This is a genomic window from Serratia proteamaculans (genome assembly GCF_949794035.1).
Classification (GTDB): domain Bacteria; phylum Pseudomonadota; class Gammaproteobacteria; order Enterobacterales; family Enterobacteriaceae; genus Serratia; species Serratia proteamaculans.
The window spans coordinates 5232437-5249356 of record NZ_OX461105.1 but is presented as its reverse complement, the minus strand read 5'-3'; the positions used below and the strand labels follow the sequence as shown (position 1 = coordinate 5249356).

Annotated in this window: 14 protein-coding genes and 1 riboswitch; of the genes, 8 read left to right on the top strand and 6 right to left on the bottom strand. The window is 56.3% G+C overall.

Going from position 1 to position 16920, the window contains the following annotated elements; genetic code table 11:
• Positions 1–146: 146 nt before the first annotated feature.
• Together ppc and argE are read right to left on the bottom strand one after the other, a co-directional pair.
• On the bottom strand, positions 147–2783 hold the full coding sequence (gene ppc / locus QOT07_RS24400; protein ID WP_283604121.1) for a phosphoenolpyruvate carboxylase: 2637 nt from the start codon (positions 2781–2783) through the stop codon (positions 147–149).
• 258 nt (positions 2784–3041) lie between these two features.
• Positions 3042–4187 (bottom strand): acetylornithine deacetylase, encoded by a 1146-nt coding sequence (argE, locus tag QOT07_RS24395; protein ID WP_165366392.1) that lies wholly within the window; start codon positions 4185–4187, stop codon positions 3042–3044.
• Positions 4188–4403: 216 nt separating this feature from the next.
• Here argE and argC point away from each other — a divergent pair, with 216 nt between their 5' ends.
• The 5 genes from argC (at position 4404) to QOT07_RS24370 (ending at position 9425) form a co-directional block, all read left to right on the top strand.
• Complete coding sequence (gene argC / locus QOT07_RS24390) at positions 4404–5408, top strand: N-acetyl-gamma-glutamyl-phosphate reductase (protein ID WP_099063867.1); 1005 nt, start codon at positions 4404–4406, stop codon at positions 5406–5408.
• A gap of 29 nt (positions 5409–5437) precedes the next feature.
• A complete protein-coding gene (argB, locus tag QOT07_RS24385) occupies positions 5438–6211 on the top strand; it encodes an acetylglutamate kinase (RefSeq protein WP_099063866.1) in 774 nt (257 codons plus the stop codon).
• A 25-nt stretch (positions 6212–6236) separates the two neighbouring features.
• On the top strand, positions 6237–7457 hold the full coding sequence (locus tag QOT07_RS24380) for an argininosuccinate synthase (protein ID WP_085120003.1): 1221 nt from the start codon (positions 6237–6239) through the stop codon (positions 7455–7457).
• 202 nt (positions 7458–7659) lie between these two features.
• Entirely contained in the window at positions 7660–9033 is a 1374-nt protein-coding gene (argH, locus tag QOT07_RS24375; RefSeq protein WP_085120002.1) for an argininosuccinate lyase, read from the top strand.
• A 116-nt stretch (positions 9034–9149) separates the two neighbouring features.
• Positions 9150–9425: a hypothetical protein gene (locus tag QOT07_RS24370; RefSeq protein ID WP_283604119.1), complete on the top strand. Its 276-nt coding sequence runs from the start codon at positions 9150–9152 to the stop codon at positions 9423–9425.
• A 61-nt stretch (positions 9426–9486) separates the two neighbouring features.
• On the opposite strand, the gene QOT07_RS24365 is transcribed toward QOT07_RS24370, so the two are convergent.
• A complete protein-coding gene (locus QOT07_RS24365; protein ID WP_283604117.1) occupies positions 9487–10935 on the bottom strand; it encodes a dihydrolipoyl dehydrogenase in 1449 nt (482 codons plus the stop codon).
• Positions 10936–11012: 77 nt separating this feature from the next.
• The gene (locus QOT07_RS24360) at positions 11013–11744 is read right to left on the bottom strand and encodes a glutathione peroxidase (protein WP_085120000.1); all 732 of its coding nucleotides are present in this window, start codon (positions 11742–11744) and stop codon (positions 11013–11015) included.
• Between the two features lie 151 nt (positions 11745–11895).
• On the opposite strand from QOT07_RS24360, the gene oxyR reads away from it, so the two are divergent.
• Positions 11896–12813, top strand: a complete 918-nt coding sequence (oxyR, locus tag QOT07_RS24355; RefSeq protein ID WP_099063864.1) for a DNA-binding transcriptional regulator OxyR — start codon at positions 11896–11898, stop codon at positions 12811–12813.
• Here the strand turns inward: oxyR and sthA are convergent.
• Complete coding sequence (gene sthA / locus QOT07_RS24350; protein WP_283604114.1) at positions 12796–14193, bottom strand: Si-specific NAD(P)(+) transhydrogenase; 1398 nt, start codon at positions 14191–14193, stop codon at positions 12796–12798. The genes oxyR and sthA overlap by 18 nt on opposite strands.
• 216 nt (positions 14194–14409) lie before the next feature.
• Here sthA and fabR point away from each other — a divergent pair, with 216 nt between their 5' ends.
• Positions 14410–15042: an HTH-type transcriptional repressor FabR gene (gene fabR / locus QOT07_RS24345; protein ID WP_085120094.1), complete on the top strand. Its 633-nt coding sequence runs from the start codon at positions 14410–14412 to the stop codon at positions 15040–15042.
• A gap of 13 nt (positions 15043–15055) precedes the next feature.
• The gene (locus tag QOT07_RS24340) at positions 15056–15424 is read left to right on the top strand and encodes a YijD family membrane protein (RefSeq protein WP_099063863.1); all 369 of its coding nucleotides are present in this window, start codon (positions 15056–15058) and stop codon (positions 15422–15424) included.
• Between the two features lie 44 nt (positions 15425–15468).
• Here QOT07_RS24340 and trmA read toward each other — a convergent pair whose 3' ends face one another.
• Complete coding sequence (trmA, locus tag QOT07_RS24335) at positions 15469–16572, bottom strand: tRNA (uridine(54)-C5)-methyltransferase TrmA (RefSeq protein WP_099063862.1); 1104 nt, start codon at positions 16570–16572, stop codon at positions 15469–15471.
• A gap of 121 nt (positions 16573–16693) precedes the next feature.
• Positions 16694–16905, top strand: a riboswitch (cobalamin riboswitch).
• Positions 16906–16920 lie beyond the last annotated feature (15 nt).

Genomic DNA, 16920 nt, shown 5'->3' with positions numbered 1-16920 from the left:
GTCAGCTGTTCGCCTACCCGCATACGTTCGAGAATTACCCCGAAGTTGACGGCAACCGGCGGCTACGGCTGAGTGCCTTATAACCCATCAGCGACGGATAAAAAAACGGCCCCTGTGAACAGGAGCCGTTTTTTACAACGCTCAACCTAGCCGGTGTTACGCATCCCGGCGGCAACGCCGGCAATGGTCACCATCAGCGCCTGCTCAACGCGGGCATCCGGGTGTTCCTGCTGACGCGAACGGTGCAGCAGTTCGGCCTGCAGCACGTTCAGCGGATCGGTATACACGTTACGCAGCGCGATGGATTCGGCGATCCATGGCAGGTCTTCCATCAGGTGCGCGTCATTGGCAATGGTCAGTACCACCTTAATGTCGCTTGCCAACTGGTCGCGCAACTGCTGGCCCAGTGGCCACAGTGATTTGTCGACCAGGCGCTGATCGTAGTATTCCGCCAGCCACAGGTCGGCTTTGGCGAACACCATTTCCAGCATCGCAATACGGGTGGAGAAGAATGGCCAGTCGCGGCACATGGCTTCCAGTTGATCCTGTTTGCCTGCTTTCACCGCTTCCTGCAAACCGGCACCGGCGCCCAGCCAGGCCGGCAACATCAGGCGGTTCTGTGTCCAGGCGAAGATCCACGGAATGGCACGCAGGCTTTCTACACCGCCGTTTGGCTTACGTTTGGCGGGGCGTGAACCCAGCGGCAACTTGCCCAGCTCCAGTTCCGGCGTTGCGGCGCGGAAATACGGCACGAAGTCCGGATTTTCACGCACGTAGCCACGGTACATTTTGCATGAGGTGTCTGACAGGTCATCCATCAGCGCGCGCCACTCTTTTTTCGGTTCTGGCGGCGGCAACAGGTTGGCTTCCAGGATCGCACCGGTGTACAGCGCCAGGCTGCTGATGGTGACTTCCGGCAGGCCAAATTTGAAGCGGATCATCTCGCCCTGTTCGGTGACACGCAGGCCCCCTTTCAGGCTGCCCGGCGGTTGCGACAGCAGTGCCGCATGTGCCGGAGCACCGCCACGGCCAATCGAGCCGCCGCGGCCATGGAACAGGGTCAGCGCTACTCCGGCTTTTTCACAGGTTTTGATCAGTGCGTCTTGCGCGCGGTACTGCGCCCAGGAGGCCGCCATCACCCCGGCGTCTTTTGCCGAGTCAGAATAGCCAATCATCACCATCTGTTTGCCCTGGATAAAGCCGCGATACCAGTCAATATTCAGCAACTGGGTCATCACGTCATCGGCGTTATTCAGGTCGTCGAGGGTTTCGAACAGCGGGGCCACCGGCAGCGCGAACGGGCAACCGGCTTCTTTCAGCAGCAGATGGACCGCCAGGACGTCAGAAGGTGTGCGCGCCATGGATATCACATAGGCGGCAATTGAGCCTTCCGGCGCTTCGGCGATCACCCGGCAGGTTTCCAGCACTTCCTGAGTATCGGCGCTCGGTTCCCATTTCAGTGGCACCAGCGGGCGTTTGGAATTCAGTTCGCGGATCAGGAATGCCTGTTTGTCGGCTTCCGACCAGCTTTCGTAGTCATCCAGGCCCAGATAACGGGTCAGCTCGGCGATGGCTTCGGTGTGACGGGTGCTTTCCTGACGCACGTCGATACGTACCAGCGGCACGCCAAAGCAGCGCACGCGACGCAGCGTATCCAACAGCTGACCATTGGCGATGATGCTCATGCCACAGGCCTGCAGCGACTGATAACAGGCGAACAGCGGTTCCCACAGCTGATCGTTTTTCACCAGCAGGTCGTGTGGCTTCAGGACACGCTCGCCTTTCAGGCGGCCTTCCAGATAAGCCTGAGAGCTCATCAACTGGCTGCGCAGTTGCTTCATGATCTCGCGGTACGGTTCTTGCACCTCGTCGCCACCGGCCCGTGCGCGCAGTTCCGGGGTACATTCGGTCATCGACAGCTCGGACACCAGCACCTGAATATCGCGGGTGAACAGATCGCAGGCCTTCCAGCGGCTCAGCAGCAGCACGTGGCGGGTAATTTCAGCCGTCACGTTTGGGTTGCCGTCACGGTCACCGCCCATCCAGGAGGTGAAACGTACCGGCACCGCTTCTGCGGGCAGGCTGTAATCGATGGAGTTTTCCAGTTGTTCGTTGAATTCGCGCAGGAAGGCCGGGACCCCTTCCCACAGGCTGTTTTCCACCACCGCAAAGCCCCACTTGGCTTCGTCGATCGGTGACGGACGGTTTTTACGGATCTCGTCGGTGTGCCACGACTGCGCCACTAATTGACGCAGGCGGCGCATGATCTTGTTGCGCTCGTAGTCGGCCAGATCGTTATGGTCGAGTTGGCTGAGGCAGGTGTTGACCTCAACCAGCTTGTGGATCAGGGTGCGGCGGGTGATTTCCGTCGGGTGCGCGGTCAGCACCAGCTCGATGGAAAGCTGCGACACGGCATTTTGCAGTTCTTTGGTGCTGAGCTTTTTGTCTTTTAGCCGGGTGAACAACTGCGCCAGCGCTTCCGGGTTGCTGGCGGCTTCACCATTAGGTGAAATGCTGTGGTACTGCTCAGCGGTATTGGTCAGATTGAGAAACTGGCTGAAGGCGCGTGCGACCGGCAACAACTCGTCGTTGGACAGGTTTTGCAAGGTGGAAAGCAGCTCCTGACGATGCGCTTCGTTACCTGCACGTGAAGATTTGGAAAGCTTACGGATAGTTTCAACGCGATCGAGAATATGCTCGCCCAGCGCTTCTTTGATGGTATCGCCGAGCAATTTGCCGAGCATACTGACATTACTTCGCATTGCCGAATATTGTTCGTTCATATAACCCCTGACCCAATTCTGTATGATTTTTATCTTGTAAGTAAATTTCACGTGTCAGGCCAACAGCGCCTGTTTCATCTCGCCACGTTCCTGTCCAATGGTCAATTGACACTATTTTTAGCAAAAAAACATCAAAATCGGCGCATTTTCTGAAATTTAATTACGGCACGCCGGTTATCAGTCTGGCTTATTTCATTGGTTTTCTACGCCTTAAGAGGTAGGAGGATGATAAATCATTAACCCTACCTTGTATCCGGTTTATTGGCGACAGAAGTGGCTGACCAATTGACTCAGCAGCTTGCGTGTCGGTTCGATAAAGCCGGTATCGATGTATTCATCCGGCTGATGTGCCTGGTCGATAGAGCCGGGGCCCAACACCAGCGTTGGACAGACCTGCTGGACGAACGGGGCTTCGGTGCAGTAATTGACCACCTGCGTGCGGGTGCCCAACAGTTTCTCAATCACGGCCACCATCTGGTGATCGGTCGGGCACTCGTAACCCGGCACCGAAGCATGCAGTTCCTCAATGCTCAAGCGGCCCGGCCAGCGCTGGCTGACTGGCTCCAGCGTTTGGTGCATCAGTTCATTGATGTTGTCGAGCGTCATGCCCGGCAACGGACGGATATCCAGATGCAACTCGCAGCAGGCGCAAATGCGGTTGGCTGCGTCGCCACCACTGATATGACCGAAGTTCATAGTCGGGTAGGGCACGGCAAAGGCCGGGTTGTTAAAGCGCTCTTGCAGCGTTTTGCGCAGCTCCATCAGGCGGCCGATGGTTTCATGCATCAAGTCGATAGCGTTCACGCCGCGCGCCGGGTCGCTCGAGTGACCGGATTGGCCGACGATGCGGATGGCGTTGGCCATGTGACCCTTGTGTGCGCGTACCGGCTGCAGCGAGGTTGGTTCACCGATAATGGCAAAGTCCGGACGGATACTGGTCGAGGCGGCGAAATAACGTGCGCCGGCCATCGTCGTTTCTTCATCTGCGGTTGCCAGAATGTACAACGGCTTGGTCAGCTTGCTGGCGTCGATGTCGCGCACGGCATCCAGAATAAAGGCAAAGAAGCCTTTCATGTCGGCAGTGCCCAGACCGTACAGCTTATTGTCGTGTTCGGTCAGGGTGAAGGGGTCGCGTGTCCAGCGCCCTTCATCATAAGGTACGGTATCGGTATGCCCTGCCAACAGCAGGCCACCGCTGCCTTCGCCAATACTGGCCAGCAGGTTAAATTTATTGCGGCTGTCCGGCACCGGTTGTACGTCGACACTAAAGCCCAAATCGGCAAACCAGCCGGCCAGCAAGTTGATTAACGCTTCATTACTCTGATCGAGGGCGCCATCGGTGGCGCTGATCGACGGAGTGGCGATCAACGCCCGGTACAGCTCAATAAATGGAGGTAATTTCATCTTCACTGTTGACAGCCTTTGGTTAGGTTGGTATCAATATTCATGCAGTTATTGTGAATAAAAATACAGTAAGCTGGAGCGTAAGGGAACCCGATTCCCGGATGATTATAAAAACATCAACGCTCGACCTCGTGGGTGAACGGCAAAACAACGCTGGTGAGCCTGGAAACCTGAGTCGAATACGACCCAACGCAAGTCAAGAAGGTGAAAGGCCCCATGTTGAATACGCTGATTGTCGGTGCCAGCGGTTATGCCGGAGCAGAGCTCACGGCGTACCTTAATCGTCACCCACACATGAACATAACCGCTTTAGCGGTTTCAGCGCAAAGTGCAGATGCAGGAAAATTGCTTTCCGATTTGCACCCCCAGTTAAAAGGTATCGTCGATCTGCCGTTACAACCGCTGGTTGACGTTGCCAAAGCCGCGGTGGGCATCGACGTGGTGTTTCTGGCCACGGCGCATGAGGTCAGCCACGACATCGCGCCGGCGTTTCTGGCTGCAGGTTGCGTGGTGTTCGATCTCTCTGGCGCGTTCCGCGTAAAAGATACCGCCTTCTATAGCCAATACTACGGTTTTGAACATCAGCATGCTGACCTGCTGGAGCAGGCGGTGTATGGCCTGGCGGAGTGGCAGAGCGACAAAATCAAACAGGCACAATTGATCGCCGTACCGGGTTGTTATCCGACGGCGGCGCAGTTGGCGCTAAAACCGCTGATCGATCAAGACTTGCTGAACCTGGATCAGTGGCCGGTGATCAACGCGACCAGCGGCGTGAGCGGTGCGGGCCGTAAGGCCAGCGTGAACACCAGTTTTTGCGAGGTGAGCCTGCAGCCGTACGGTATTTTCAACCACCGTCACCATCCGGAAATCGTCGCGCATCTGGGCGTGCCGGTCATCTTTACGCCACATTTGGGTAACTTCCCGCGTGGTATTCTCGAAACCATTACCTGTCGCCTGAAAGCCGGTGTGACCGCACAGGATGTGGCCGCCGTTTACCACGCCGCCTATGACGACAAACCGCTGGTACGGCTGTATGACCAGGGCGTACCGGCATTGAAGTCAGTCGTCGGGCTGCCGTTCTGTGATATCGGCTTTGCCGTACAGGGCGAACACCTGATCGCGGTGGCGGCGGAAGACAACCTGTTGAAAGGCGCAGCCGCTCAGGCGGTGCAATGCCTGAATATCCGTTTTGGGTTCCCGGAAACCCAGTCATTACTTTAATAAATCACCAGCGTGGGATGTAAACAGCGATGAACCCGTTAATTATCAAATTAGGTGGCGTGTTATTAGACAGTGAAGAGGCGCTGGAGCGTCTGTTTACCGCACTGGACAGCTACCGTCAGCAGCATCAGCGCCCGTTGGTGATCGTTCACGGCGGCGGTTGCGTGGTGGATGAGCTGATGAAAAAGCTTTCCCTGCCAGTGGTGAAGAAGAATGGCCTGCGTGTGACGCCGGCCGATCAGATCGACATTATCACCGGCGCACTGGCCGGCACTGCCAACAAAACCTTGTTGGCGTGGGCCATCAAGCATCAGATTAATGCGGTCGGCCTGAGCCTGGCAGACGGTGGCAGCGTCACCGTCACCCCGCTGGATCCGGCGCTGGGCCACGTGGGCAATGCGCAACCGGGCTCCCCGCTGCTGCTTAATACCCTGCTGGCTGCCGGTTACCTGCCGGTGATCAGCTCTATCGGCATTACCGCCGATGGGCAGTTAATGAATGTGAACGCCGATCAGGCGGCGACGGCCCTGGCCGCCACGCTGGGTGCGGATTTGATCCTGCTGTCGGATGTCAGTGGCATCCTCGACGGGAAAGGACAACGCATCGCAGAAATGACGGCGCAAAAAGCAGAACAACTGATTGCTCAGGGCATCATCACTGATGGTATGGTGGTGAAGGTGAATGCGGCGCTCGATGCAGCCCGTACCCTCGGTCGCCCGGTAGATATCGCCAGTTGGCGCCATGCCGATCAGCTTCCTGCTCTGTTTAACGGCGTGTCAATTGGCACCCGGATCCTCGCTTAAATTTAGAATTAAAAAGGAAAAGACCATGCAAAACCAAGGCATCAAAAAAATCGTTCTGGCGTACTCTGGCGGTCTGGATACTTCGGCCATCATTCCCTGGCTGAAAGAAAACTACGGCGGCTGCGAAGTGGTGGCGTTCGTCGCGGATATCGGCCAGGAGCGCAGCGATCTGGAAGGTGTGGAGCAAAAAGCCCTGCAATCCGGTGCCTCTGAGTGTCACGTGGTTGATCTGCGTGAAGAATTCATCCGTGACTATGTTTACCCAGTGCTGCAGACCGGCGCCTTGTATGAAGGCAGCTACCTGCTGGGCACCTCAATGGCGCGCCCGATTATCGCTAAAGCGCAGGTTGAACTGGCGCTGAAAGTCGGTGCTGATGCGGTGTGCCACGGCGCAACCGGTAAAGGTAACGACCAGGTGCGTTTCGAAACCACCTATACCGCGCTGGCCCCACACCTGAAAGTGGTTGCCCCTTGGCGTGAGTGGGACCTGCGTTCCCGTGAAGCGCTGCTGGACTACCTGAAAGAGCGCAACATCCCGACCACCGCATCACTGGAAAAAATCTACAGCCGTGACGAGAATGCCTGGCATATCTCTACCGAAGGCGGCGTGCTGGAAAGCCCGTGGAATGCACCGAACAAAGACTGTTGGGTTTGGACTGTTGACCCACAGGAAGCGCCGGATCAGCCTGAGCAAGTAACCATCACCGTAGCAAAAGGCTGCGTAGTGGCGGTTAACGGTGAAGCACTGAGCCCGTACAAATGTCTGGAAACCCTGAACGTGCTGGGTGCCAAGCATGGCGTGGGCCGTATCGACATCGTAGAAAACCGTCTGGTGGGCATCAAATCCCGTGGCTGCTACGAAACCCCGGGCGGGACCATCATGGTGGCGGCACTGCGTGGCGTTGAACAACTGGTACTGGATCGCGACAGCTTCAAATGGCGTGAGCAGTTGGGCCTGGAAATGTCTTACGTGGTGTACGATGGCCGCTGGTTTGCTCCACTGCGTCGTTCACTGCAGGCCTCTGCCGAAGCGCTGGCCGAAGAAGTTAACGGTGAAGTGGTACTGCAGCTGTACAAAGGCCAGGTGACGGCGATTCAGAAAAAATCCGCCAACAGCCTGTATTCCGAAGAGTTCGCGACCTTCGGCGAAGACGAAGTTTACGATCACAGCCACGCGGGCGGTTTTATCCGTCTGTTCTCACTCTCTTCACGCATTCGCGCGCTGAACGAGATAAAGAACAAGTAACTTATTAACCATTCGGCGTGACTTGATAGGGGCGCAGCGTACAGCGCCCTTTTCGTATAAAATTTATACCCTAAATAATTCGAGTTGTAGGAAGGCGGCAAGAGCGAGAGTCCCGATGAGCTTACGCTGGTAAGTGATTTGGGTGAGCGTTCGTAGCCAACACACCTGCTGCTTGAAGTATGACGGGTACAGGAGTAAAGGTATGGCACTTTGGGGCGGACGGTTCAGTCAGGCGGCAGATCAGCGGTTCAAACAATTAAACGATTCTCTGCGCTTTGATTATCGCCTGGCGGAACAGGACATCGTGGGTTCCGTGGCCTGGTCGAAAGCGCTGGTCACCGTCAACGTATTGACGGCAACCGAGCAGCAGCAGCTTGAACAGGCGTTGAACGGGCTGTTGGCGGAAGTGCAGGCCGATCCGCAGGCGATTGTCAGCAGCGATGCAGAAGATATTCACAGCTGGGTGGAGCAGAAGCTGATCGACAAAGTCGGCGATCTGGGCAAAAAGCTGCACACCGGCCGCAGCCGTAACGATCAGGTCGCGACCGATCTGAAATTGTGGTGCAAACAGCAGATCGGCGAGCTGCATCAGGCGATTGTGCAACTGCAACTGGCGCTGGTGGAAACCGCCGAAGCCAACCAGGACGCGGTGATGCCGGGCTATACTCACCTGCAGCGCGCGCAGCCGGTAACCTTTGCCCACTGGTGTTTGGCCTATGTGGAAATGCTGGCGCGCGACGAAAGCCGCCTGCAGGACACGCTGAAGCGCCTGGACGTCAGCCCGTTGGGCAGCGGCGCGCTGGCCGGTACCGCCTATCCGATTGATCGTGAACAACTGGCCGGTTGGCTGGGTTTTGCCTCCGCCACCCGCAACAGTCTGGACAGCGTTTCCGACCGTGACCACGTGCTGGAGTTGCTATCCAATGCCTCCATCAGCATGGTGCACCTGTCGCGCTTTGCCGAAGACCTGATCTTCTTCAACAGCGGCGAAGCAGCCTTTGTCGATCTGTCTGACCGCGTGACCTCCGGCTCCTCGCTGATGCCGCAAAAGAAAAACCCGGATGCGCTGGAGCTGATCCGCGGTAAGTGTGGCCGCGTGCAGGGCGCATTGACCGGCATGATGATGACGTTGAAAGGCCTGCCGTTGGCTTACAACAAAGACATGCAGGAAGACAAGGAAGGGCTGTTTGACGCGCTCGATACCTGGATGGACTGCCTGCAGATGGCGGCCCTGGTGCTGGATGGTATTCAGGTGAAACGTCCGCGCTGTAAAGAAGCGGCGGAGCAGGGTTACGCCAACTCGACAGAACTGGCGGACTATCTGGTCGCCAAAGGCGTGCCGTTCCGTGAGGCGCACCATATTGTCGGTGAAGCGGTGGTGGAAGCCATCCGTCAGGGCAAGGCGCTGGAAGCCCTGCCGTTGACTGATTTGCAGAAGTTCAGTGCGATCATTGGCGACGATGTGTACCCGATTCTGGCGCTGCAATCTTGCCTGGATAAGCGCTCAGCCAAAGGCGGCGTTTCTCCTCAGCAGGTCGCCAGCGCGATCGCCGCAGCGAAACAGCGCTTGGCTTAACTCAAAGTAAATAACAAGGATGTTTATGCATTATTTACAGTTAGTGCCTGTTTTTACTGATTTCTACATACGCAAGGCAGAGGCAAACAAAGTCTCTGCCGGATATGGAGAAATCAATGTACAAAAACAGAAAGCGTGGATTACGTCGTCATCACTATTATCGTCTAAAAAGTAATCGTAAAGATTACTACGGCGGAATAATTTATCCGGAGCTATCTACGGCGCAGGGAATTGCCCGCAGAGCAGGTAAGTTAGTTACTACAGCGCCTGATTGCAGTTGCTGGATGTGCGGGAATCCTCGTCGATACTTCCTCAGTGTTACTTTGCAGGAATTAAAGGCGAATGATAGTGAAGGTGATGGATGGAAAGAGTTAAACGCTGAGTCCGTTTGATTCTGACATGTATAAAGGGCGCAGTTCATATGCAGAACTGTGCCCTTTGTTTTTGGAAGGATTACTCGCCCGGGCAGCGCTGGCAGCGTTCCGCCTCGGCCTCGCCCAGTTTGAGCCTGGCTTGCAGATCGCGCAGCGCGGTGCGCAGGCCTTCTTCGATGACCGGATGGTAGAACGGCATGTCCAGCATCTGGTTGATGGTCATTTGTTGTTGGTGTGCCCAGGCCAGCAGGTGGGCGATATGCTCAACGTCCGGCCCCATCATCTCCGCGCCGAGAAAACGCCCGGTGCCCTGTTCGCCGTAGACGTGCAGGATGCCCTTATTGCGCAACATTACGCGCGAGCGACCCTGATTCTCGAACGACACCTCACCGATTTCAAAACAGCCGCAGGCGCTGAATTTCTCGCTCAATTCGCGGAAGGTGGAGCCGACCATGGCGATCTGCGGATCGGAAAATACTACCGAGATCGCGCTGCGGCGCAGGCCCGGCGTGACTTCAGGGAAGCTGCCGGCATTGGTCCCGGCAATACGTGCCTGATCGCTGGCTTCGTGCAACAACGGCAGTTGGTTGCTGGCATCGCCGGCGATAAAAATATGCGGCAAGCTGGTTTGCATCGTCAGGCGATCGGCCTCGGGTACGCCCCGGGCGTCGAGTCGCAGGCCGGTATTCTCCAGGCCCAAATTATCGACGTTCGGGCGGCGACCGGTAGCGGCCAGTACGTAATCCACCATGATCTCCTGCGGCTTGCCGTGTAAATCCTGATAGCGGATAAACACTTTGTCGCCTTCGCGCTGCATCATCTCGACTTTCACATCGGCATCAAGATAGAACTCTTCGCCCAGGGCTTTGGCCGCGTAATTGCGCACCGTGCTGTCGGTCAAGGGGCCGACGGCGCCGCCAACGCCAAACACTTTGGTCTCGACCCCGAGACGATGCAGCGCCTGACCCAGTTCCAGACCAAACACACCTGGCCCGAACACCGCCACGGACTGTGGTAAATCATCCCAGTTGAAGACATCGTCATTGACGATCAGTCGGTCACCCAGCGCATTCCACGCTGCCGGCCAGCTTGGACGGGAACCCGTGGCGATAACGATCCGCTGCGCCACGATGCGCGTATGCTCATCCACCTGCAGGGTGTTGTCGTCGAGAAAGCGGGCGTAGCCGCTAATTTTGTCGCCGGCAGGGATCTGGTCGACGCCTTCCAACACAAAGCCGACGAAGCGGTCGCGTTCGCGTTTGACGCGCTCCATCACTTCGCGACCGTTGACGGTGGTTTTGCCTGCGGGATACACGCCAAAGCCCGGCGCTCGCTCGATTTGATGTACCGCCTCGGCGGCGGCGATCAGTAGTTTGGACGGCATGCAGCCAACGCGTGCACAGGTGGTGCCGTAGGCTCCGCCCTCAATCATCACCACGCTGGGGGTCGAAAGCTTGGCGGCGCGATAGGCACCCAGACCGGCGGTGCCGCCGCCGATAACCGCGACGTCAACATTCAACTGTTTCATATCCGCTCCTGAAAGCTAAAAAAAGAGCGGGCCAGAGCCCGCCAAAAGTTCACGTTGGCTTTGTTATTACTTATTAATCAGGCTGACAGGAAAGTTTCCAGGTCATCGCTACCGCCAATATGACGGCCGCCGATGAACACTTGCGGTACCGTGGCACGGCCGCTGACGGCGCGCAGGCTGACGGTCGTCGCGTCCTGACCCAGTACGATTTCCTCATACTGAATGCCGCGCTCCTGCAACATTTGTTTGGCTTTGGCGCAGAACGGGCAACCCGGCTTGGTAAACAGCGAAACCGACTCCTGCACTTTGAATTCCGGCGCCAGGTATTTCAGCATGGTGTCGGCATCCGACACTTCAAATGGGTCACCTGGCTTGTTGGGTTCGACGAACATTTTTTCCACTACGCCGTTACGCACCAGCATCGAATAACGCCATGACCGTGGGCCAAAGCCCAGATCGGCTTTCTCGACCAGCATGTTCATGCCTTTGGTGAACTCACCGTTGCCGTCCGGCACGAAGGTGATGTTCTCAGCGTGTTGATCGGCTTTCCAGGCGTTCATCACGAAGGTGTCGTTCACCGAGACGCACAGGATGCTGTCAACGCCGTGCTGTTTGAATACGCTGGACAGCTCGTTGTAGCGCGGTAAATGGCTGGAAGAGCAGGTTGGGGTGAACGCACCCGGCAGCGAAAATACGATGACGGTTTTATCTTTAAACAGATCCTGGGTAGTGACATCGATCCATTGGTCACCCTGACGAGTATGGAAGGTCACCTGAGGAATTTTTTTGCCTTCTTGGCTGGTAAACATGAATTAACCCCTTAATTAGGAAAAATAAATTTTTGCTATCAGCGTTGTGCCGCTTTGTTGGGACACATTATTGCCGCCGGGGCTTGATAGATCTAATCGCTCGTTGCTATCTTATCTATCGCCATGAGCTATCGTGGTCTGGAGGGAAACAATGAATATTCGTGATTTAGAGTACCTGGTCGCCTTGGCCGAGCACCGGCATTTCCGCCGTGCCGCCGATTCATGCCATGTTAGCCAACCCACGCTCAGTGGGCAGATCCGCAAGCTGGAAGACGAACTGGGTGTGATGTTGCTCGAACGTACCAGCCGCAAGGTGTTATTCACCCAGGCAGGTCTGCTGCTGGTGGAACAGGCGCGTACCGTGCTGCGCGAAGTCAAAGTTCTGAAAGAGATGGCCAGCCAGCAGGGTGAAGCCATGTCCGGGCCGCTGCATATCGGCCTGATCCCGACCGTCGGGCCTTATTTGCTGCCGCAGATCATTCCTACGCTGCACAAAACCTTTCCCAAGCTGGAAATGTACCTGCATGAAGCGCAAACCCAACAGCTGCTGGCGCAACTCGACAGCGGCAAACTGGACTGCGCGATCCTGGCCCTGGTGAAGGAAACGGAAGCCTTTATTGAAGTCCCGCTGTTTGATGAACCCATGAAGCTGGCGGTGTACTCCGATCACCCATGGTCGCAGCGCGACCGCGTGGCAATGCCGGATTTGGCAGGGGAAAAGCTGTTGATGCTGGAAGACGGCCACTGCTTGCGCGATCAGGCGATGGGCTTTTGCTTCCAGGCCGGGGCTGACGAGGATACCCATTTCCGGGCAACCAGTCTGGAAACGCTGCGTAACATGGTAGCGGCAGGCAGCGGTATTACGCTGTTGCCTTCATTGGCGGTACCGCCACAGCGTGAGCGTGACGGAGTTTGCTATCTCGAGTGTTATAAACCCGAACCCAAGCGCACCATTGCGCTGGTGTACCGCCCCGGCTCTCCATTGCGCAGTCGTTATGAGCAATTGGCCGAGGCGATCCGCGAGCACATGCAAAACTACCTGGGTACCAAGTTAAAACAGGCGGTTTAAGCCGTTCAGCGCAGCCACCCGGTAGGCTTCGGCCATGGTCGGATAGTTGAAGGTCGTATTAACGAAATACTCGATAGTATTGCCTTCACCTTTCTGCTCCATGATCGCCTGACCGATGTGGATGATCTCCGCCGCACGCTCACCGAAGCAATGGATCCCGAGGATCTGCAGGGTGTCGCGATGGAACAGGATCTTCAGGCTGCCGACATTCATCCCGGCAATTTGCGCACGAGCCAGATGTTTGAACTGGGCGCGGCCCACTTCATACGGCACCTTCATCGCCGTCAGTTCCTGCTCGGTTTTACCGACGGAGCTGATTTCCGGAATGGTGTAGATACCGGTCGGGATGTCTTCAATCAGATGTCCGCTGGCTTCACCGGAGGCAATCGCCTGCGCGGCAATACGGCCCTGATCGTAAGCGGCAGATGCCAGGCTCGGATAACCAATCACGTCACCCACGGCATAAATGTGCGACAGCGCAGTCTGGTACATGCTGTTCACTTTCAGCAGGCCACGGCTGTCTGACTCCAGACCGACGTTCTCCAGCCCCAGTGAGTCGGTGTTACCGGTACGGCCGTTGGCATACAGCAGGCAGTCTGCTTTCACTTTCTTGCCGGACTTCAGGTGAACAATCACGCCGTCGTCGGTGCCTTCGATCTTCTCGAACTCTTCGTTGTGACGGATCACCACGCCGTTGTTCCAAAAGTGATAAGACAGCGAGTCCGACATTTCCTGATCGAGGAACGCCAGCAGGCGGTCGCGGGTGTTGATCAGATCGACCTTCACGTTCAGACCACGGAAGATAGACGCATACTCACAGCCGATGACCCCGGCGCCGTAAATGATTACGTGGCGCGGCTCGTGGTTTAATTCGAGAATGGAATCGCTGTTATAAATGCGCGGATGGTTAAAGTCGACGCTCGACGGGTTGTAAGGGCGTGAGCCGCAGGCGATGACGATATGATCGGTGCGGATGGTGTCCTGGGTGCCGTCCATATAACTGACGCTGACGGTGTTGGCGTCAATAAAGCGCGCATCGCCGGCGAACAGCTTGCATTGGTTACGCTCATAGAATCCCTGGCGCATCCGGGTTTGCTGGTTAATCACGTTATCGGCGTGGCGTAAAATATCAGGGAATGTCGCGCTGAGCGTGCGTGAATTGTTATAAAGCGGGTTCTGGTTGAATTCGATAATGCGGCTAACGGCGTGGCGGAGGGCTTTGGACGGGATGGTACCCCAGTGGGTACATCCGCCGCCTACGTTATTGTACCGTTCGATAACGGCCACGCGGGCGCCCTGTTTCACCAACCCCATAGCGGCACCTTCACCACCAGGGCCCGAGCCAATAACTATGGCATCAAATTGATAGTGCTGTTGCATAGGGGAGAGACCTGTCTTATACAAAATTACAACGGTATCTTAACATCATAGCGCTGAGTGCCCAATCACCATTAGGCTTTTTGAGGCAAAGCACAAAATGGTGCAGGCGGAAACTGTGACAGGACGCGTTTGTATAAATGCTGTTGCAATAAAATTTGCTATATTGCCGGGTCTACGGCGTTAGACTGACAAAATGGATCTTATCTGGATATGCATATGGGCGTCAGAGCACAACAAAAAGAACGGACTCGTCGTTCCCTCATTGAGGCGGCCTTCAGCCAGCTAAGCGCCGAACGCAGCTTTGCCAGCCTGAGCCTGCGTGAAGTCTCGCGTGAAGCGGGCATCGCACCGACGTCATTTTACCGTCACTTTCGTGACGTGGATGAGCTGGGATTAACCATGGTTGATGAAAGCGGCCTGATGCTGCGTCAACTGATGCGCCAGGCACGCCAGCGTATTGCCAAGGGCGGCAGCGTGATCCGCACCTCGGTCTCCACCTTTATGGAGTTTATCGGTAACAATCCCAACGCCTTCCGTCTGTTGCTGCGTGAACGCTCCGGCACCTCGTCGGCCTTCCGTGCGGCGGTGGCGCGTGAGATCCAACATTTTATCGCCGAACTGGCAGATTACCTCGAGCTGGAAAACCATATGCCGCGCAGTTTCACCGAGGCGCAGGCGGAAGCCATGGTGACCATCGTGTTTAGTGCCGGTGCTGAAGCGCTGGACATCGATATCGAACAGCGGCGTCGGCTTGAGGAACGTTTAGTGCTGCAACTGCGGATGATTTCCAAGGGTGCTTATTATTGGTATCGCCGCCAACAAGAAAAAGCTTCTGTATCCCACGTATAAAAGGTAGAAAGCGATGGAAAAACCAAGCCGTGAGAATGGCACCTTACTGCTGGCGTTGATTGCCGGCCTGTCGATCAACGGTTCGTTCGCCGCGCTGTTCAGCTCGGTGGTGCCGTTTTCGATTTTCCCTATCCTGACTTTGGTGTTGGCGGTTTACTGTCTGCACCAGCGTTATTTGCACCGTGCGATGCCGGACGGCATGCCCAAACTGGCCGCCGCGAGTTTCCTGCTGGGGGTGTTGTTGTACAGTGCGATCGTCCGGGCCGAATACCCGCAGATTGGCTCTAACTTCCTGCCGGCGATCATTTCCGTGGCGTTGGTGTTCTGGATTGGTATCAAGCTGAAGGCGCGCAAGGCGCTGGATGAGAATACGCCGGCCTGATGGGCGTAAAGCAGGGGCGCAGCAATAATGGCGCCCCTGTCAGATTAAACGCGTTTTTCCAACAGTACGCCGCATTCCATATGATGGGTGTACGGGAACTGGTCAAACAGCGCCAGGCGGCTGACCCGATGGGTTTCCTGCAAGGTTTCCAGATTGGCGCACAGCGTTTCCGGGTTGCATGAGATATACAAAATACGCGGGTAGGCCTGCACCATTTTCACCGTTTCATCATCCAGCCCACTGCGTGGCGGATCGACAAAGATGGTTTCGCAGTTATAACTGCTCAAGTCGATACCTTTCAACCGATTAAACTCGCGGACTCCGTTCATCGCCTGAGTAAAGTCTTCCGCTGCCATGCGGATAATCTGCACGTTATCGATATGGTTGGCGGCAATGTTGTATTGCGCCGCCGCGACCGAAGGTTTGGCGATTTCGGTCGCCAGTACCCGCTCGAAGTTACGTGCCAGTGCCAACGAGAAGTTACCGTTGCCGCAATACAGCTCCAGCAGATCGCCTTTGGAACCGGCTGTCGCGTCCAGCGCCCATTCCAGCATCTGTATGTTCAGCGCCGCATTCGGCTGGGTGAAGCTGTTTTCCACCTGACGGTAGATCATGTCGCGGCCGGCGACCGGCAGCACTTCGTCGACGTAATCCTGATCCAACATGATTTTCATTTTCGACGCACGGCCAATCAGCTGCAGGTCAAAGCCCTGTGCGCGCAGATCATCACGCAGCTTTTCTGCCTGCTGCTGCCAGGCGTCGTCCAGCTTGCGGTGATACAGCAGTGAGGCGATGATTTTGCCGCTGCGGGTCGACAGGTAGTCAATCTGGAACAGTTTGCGGCGTAGAACAGGCTCTGGCTTGATGGCGGCGATCAGTGCACTCATCAGACGGTTAATCAATTCGCTGGCGGCGGGGAACTGATCGACACGGATGCGCTGCTTGGTCTGTTGATCAAACATGATGTGGTACATCTCGTCTTCATCATGCCAGATGCGGAATTCGGCGCGCATGCGGTAGTGGCTGACAGGCGAGCGGAACACTTCCGGCTCGGGTGCCGTGAACGGTGACATCAGCGTCTTCAGCCGGGCAGTTTTCTCCGCCAGTTGGTCATCGTAACGTTCAATAGGCAAATTCTCGGGCGTCATGTTTCTTCTCGTCAGGCAAATTTGATCAGCGGGGATTGTAGGGAATCAGCCCGTGAAGTCCAGTTTTGTCGTGTTTATTATTTGTAACATTGGTAGCAGTCTAGACATCTATTTACATTGATCGTAGCATTGTCATCCGGCCTCAAGCAGCGAGTGAAAAGGGAATCCGGTTTGAATCCGGAGCTGACGCGCAGCGGTAAGGGGAAGTCACGGCGATAGCGTTTTACGCAGACACTGTCCATTGCAGGATGGGAAGTCATCGCCCGGTGCAGGTAGCTCACAGGCTGCCCGCAACTCCCAAGCCCGAAGACCTGCCGGTGTTACGTCGCAATGTCCGTGGCCGTCGCG

Bases quoted from the DNA above. Each gene is read 5' to 3' on its own strand.
- QOT07_RS24360 (WP_085120000.1), bottom strand. From the start codon at position 11,744: ATGTTTACCAGCCAAGAAGGCAAAAAAATTCCTCAGGTGACCTTCCAT.
- QOT07_RS24370 (WP_283604119.1), top strand. From the start codon at position 9,150: ATGTACAAAAACAGAAAGCGTGGATTACGTCGTCATCACTATTATCGT.
- argB (WP_099063866.1), top strand. From the start codon at position 5,438: ATGAACCCGTTAATTATCAAATTAGGTGGCGTGTTATTAGACAGTGAA.
- QOT07_RS24340 (WP_099063863.1), top strand. From the start codon at position 15,056: ATGGAAAAACCAAGCCGTGAGAATGGCACCTTACTGCTGGCGTTGATT.
- sthA (WP_283604114.1), bottom strand. From the start codon at position 14,193: ATGCAACAGCACTATCAATTTGATGCCATAGTTATTGGCTCGGGCCCT.
- fabR (WP_085120094.1), top strand. From the start codon at position 14,410: ATGGGCGTCAGAGCACAACAAAAAGAACGGACTCGTCGTTCCCTCATT.
- QOT07_RS24380 (WP_085120003.1), top strand. From the start codon at position 6,237: ATGCAAAACCAAGGCATCAAAAAAATCGTTCTGGCGTACTCTGGCGGT.
- QOT07_RS24365 (WP_283604117.1), bottom strand. From the start codon at position 10,935: ATGAAACAGTTGAATGTTGACGTCGCGGTTATCGGCGGCGGCACCGCC.
- ppc (WP_283604121.1), bottom strand. From the start codon at position 2,783: ATGAACGAACAATATTCGGCAATGCGAAGTAATGTCAGTATGCTCGGC.
- argH (WP_085120002.1), top strand. From the start codon at position 7,660: ATGGCACTTTGGGGCGGACGGTTCAGTCAGGCGGCAGATCAGCGGTTC.
- trmA (WP_099063862.1), bottom strand. From the start codon at position 16,572: ATGACGCCCGAGAATTTGCCTATTGAACGTTACGATGACCAACTGGCG.
- argC (WP_099063867.1), top strand. From the start codon at position 4,404: ATGTTGAATACGCTGATTGTCGGTGCCAGCGGTTATGCCGGAGCAGAG.
- oxyR (WP_099063864.1), top strand. From the start codon at position 11,896: ATGAATATTCGTGATTTAGAGTACCTGGTCGCCTTGGCCGAGCACCGG.
- argE (WP_165366392.1), bottom strand. From the start codon at position 4,187: ATGAAATTACCTCCATTTATTGAGCTGTACCGGGCGTTGATCGCCACT.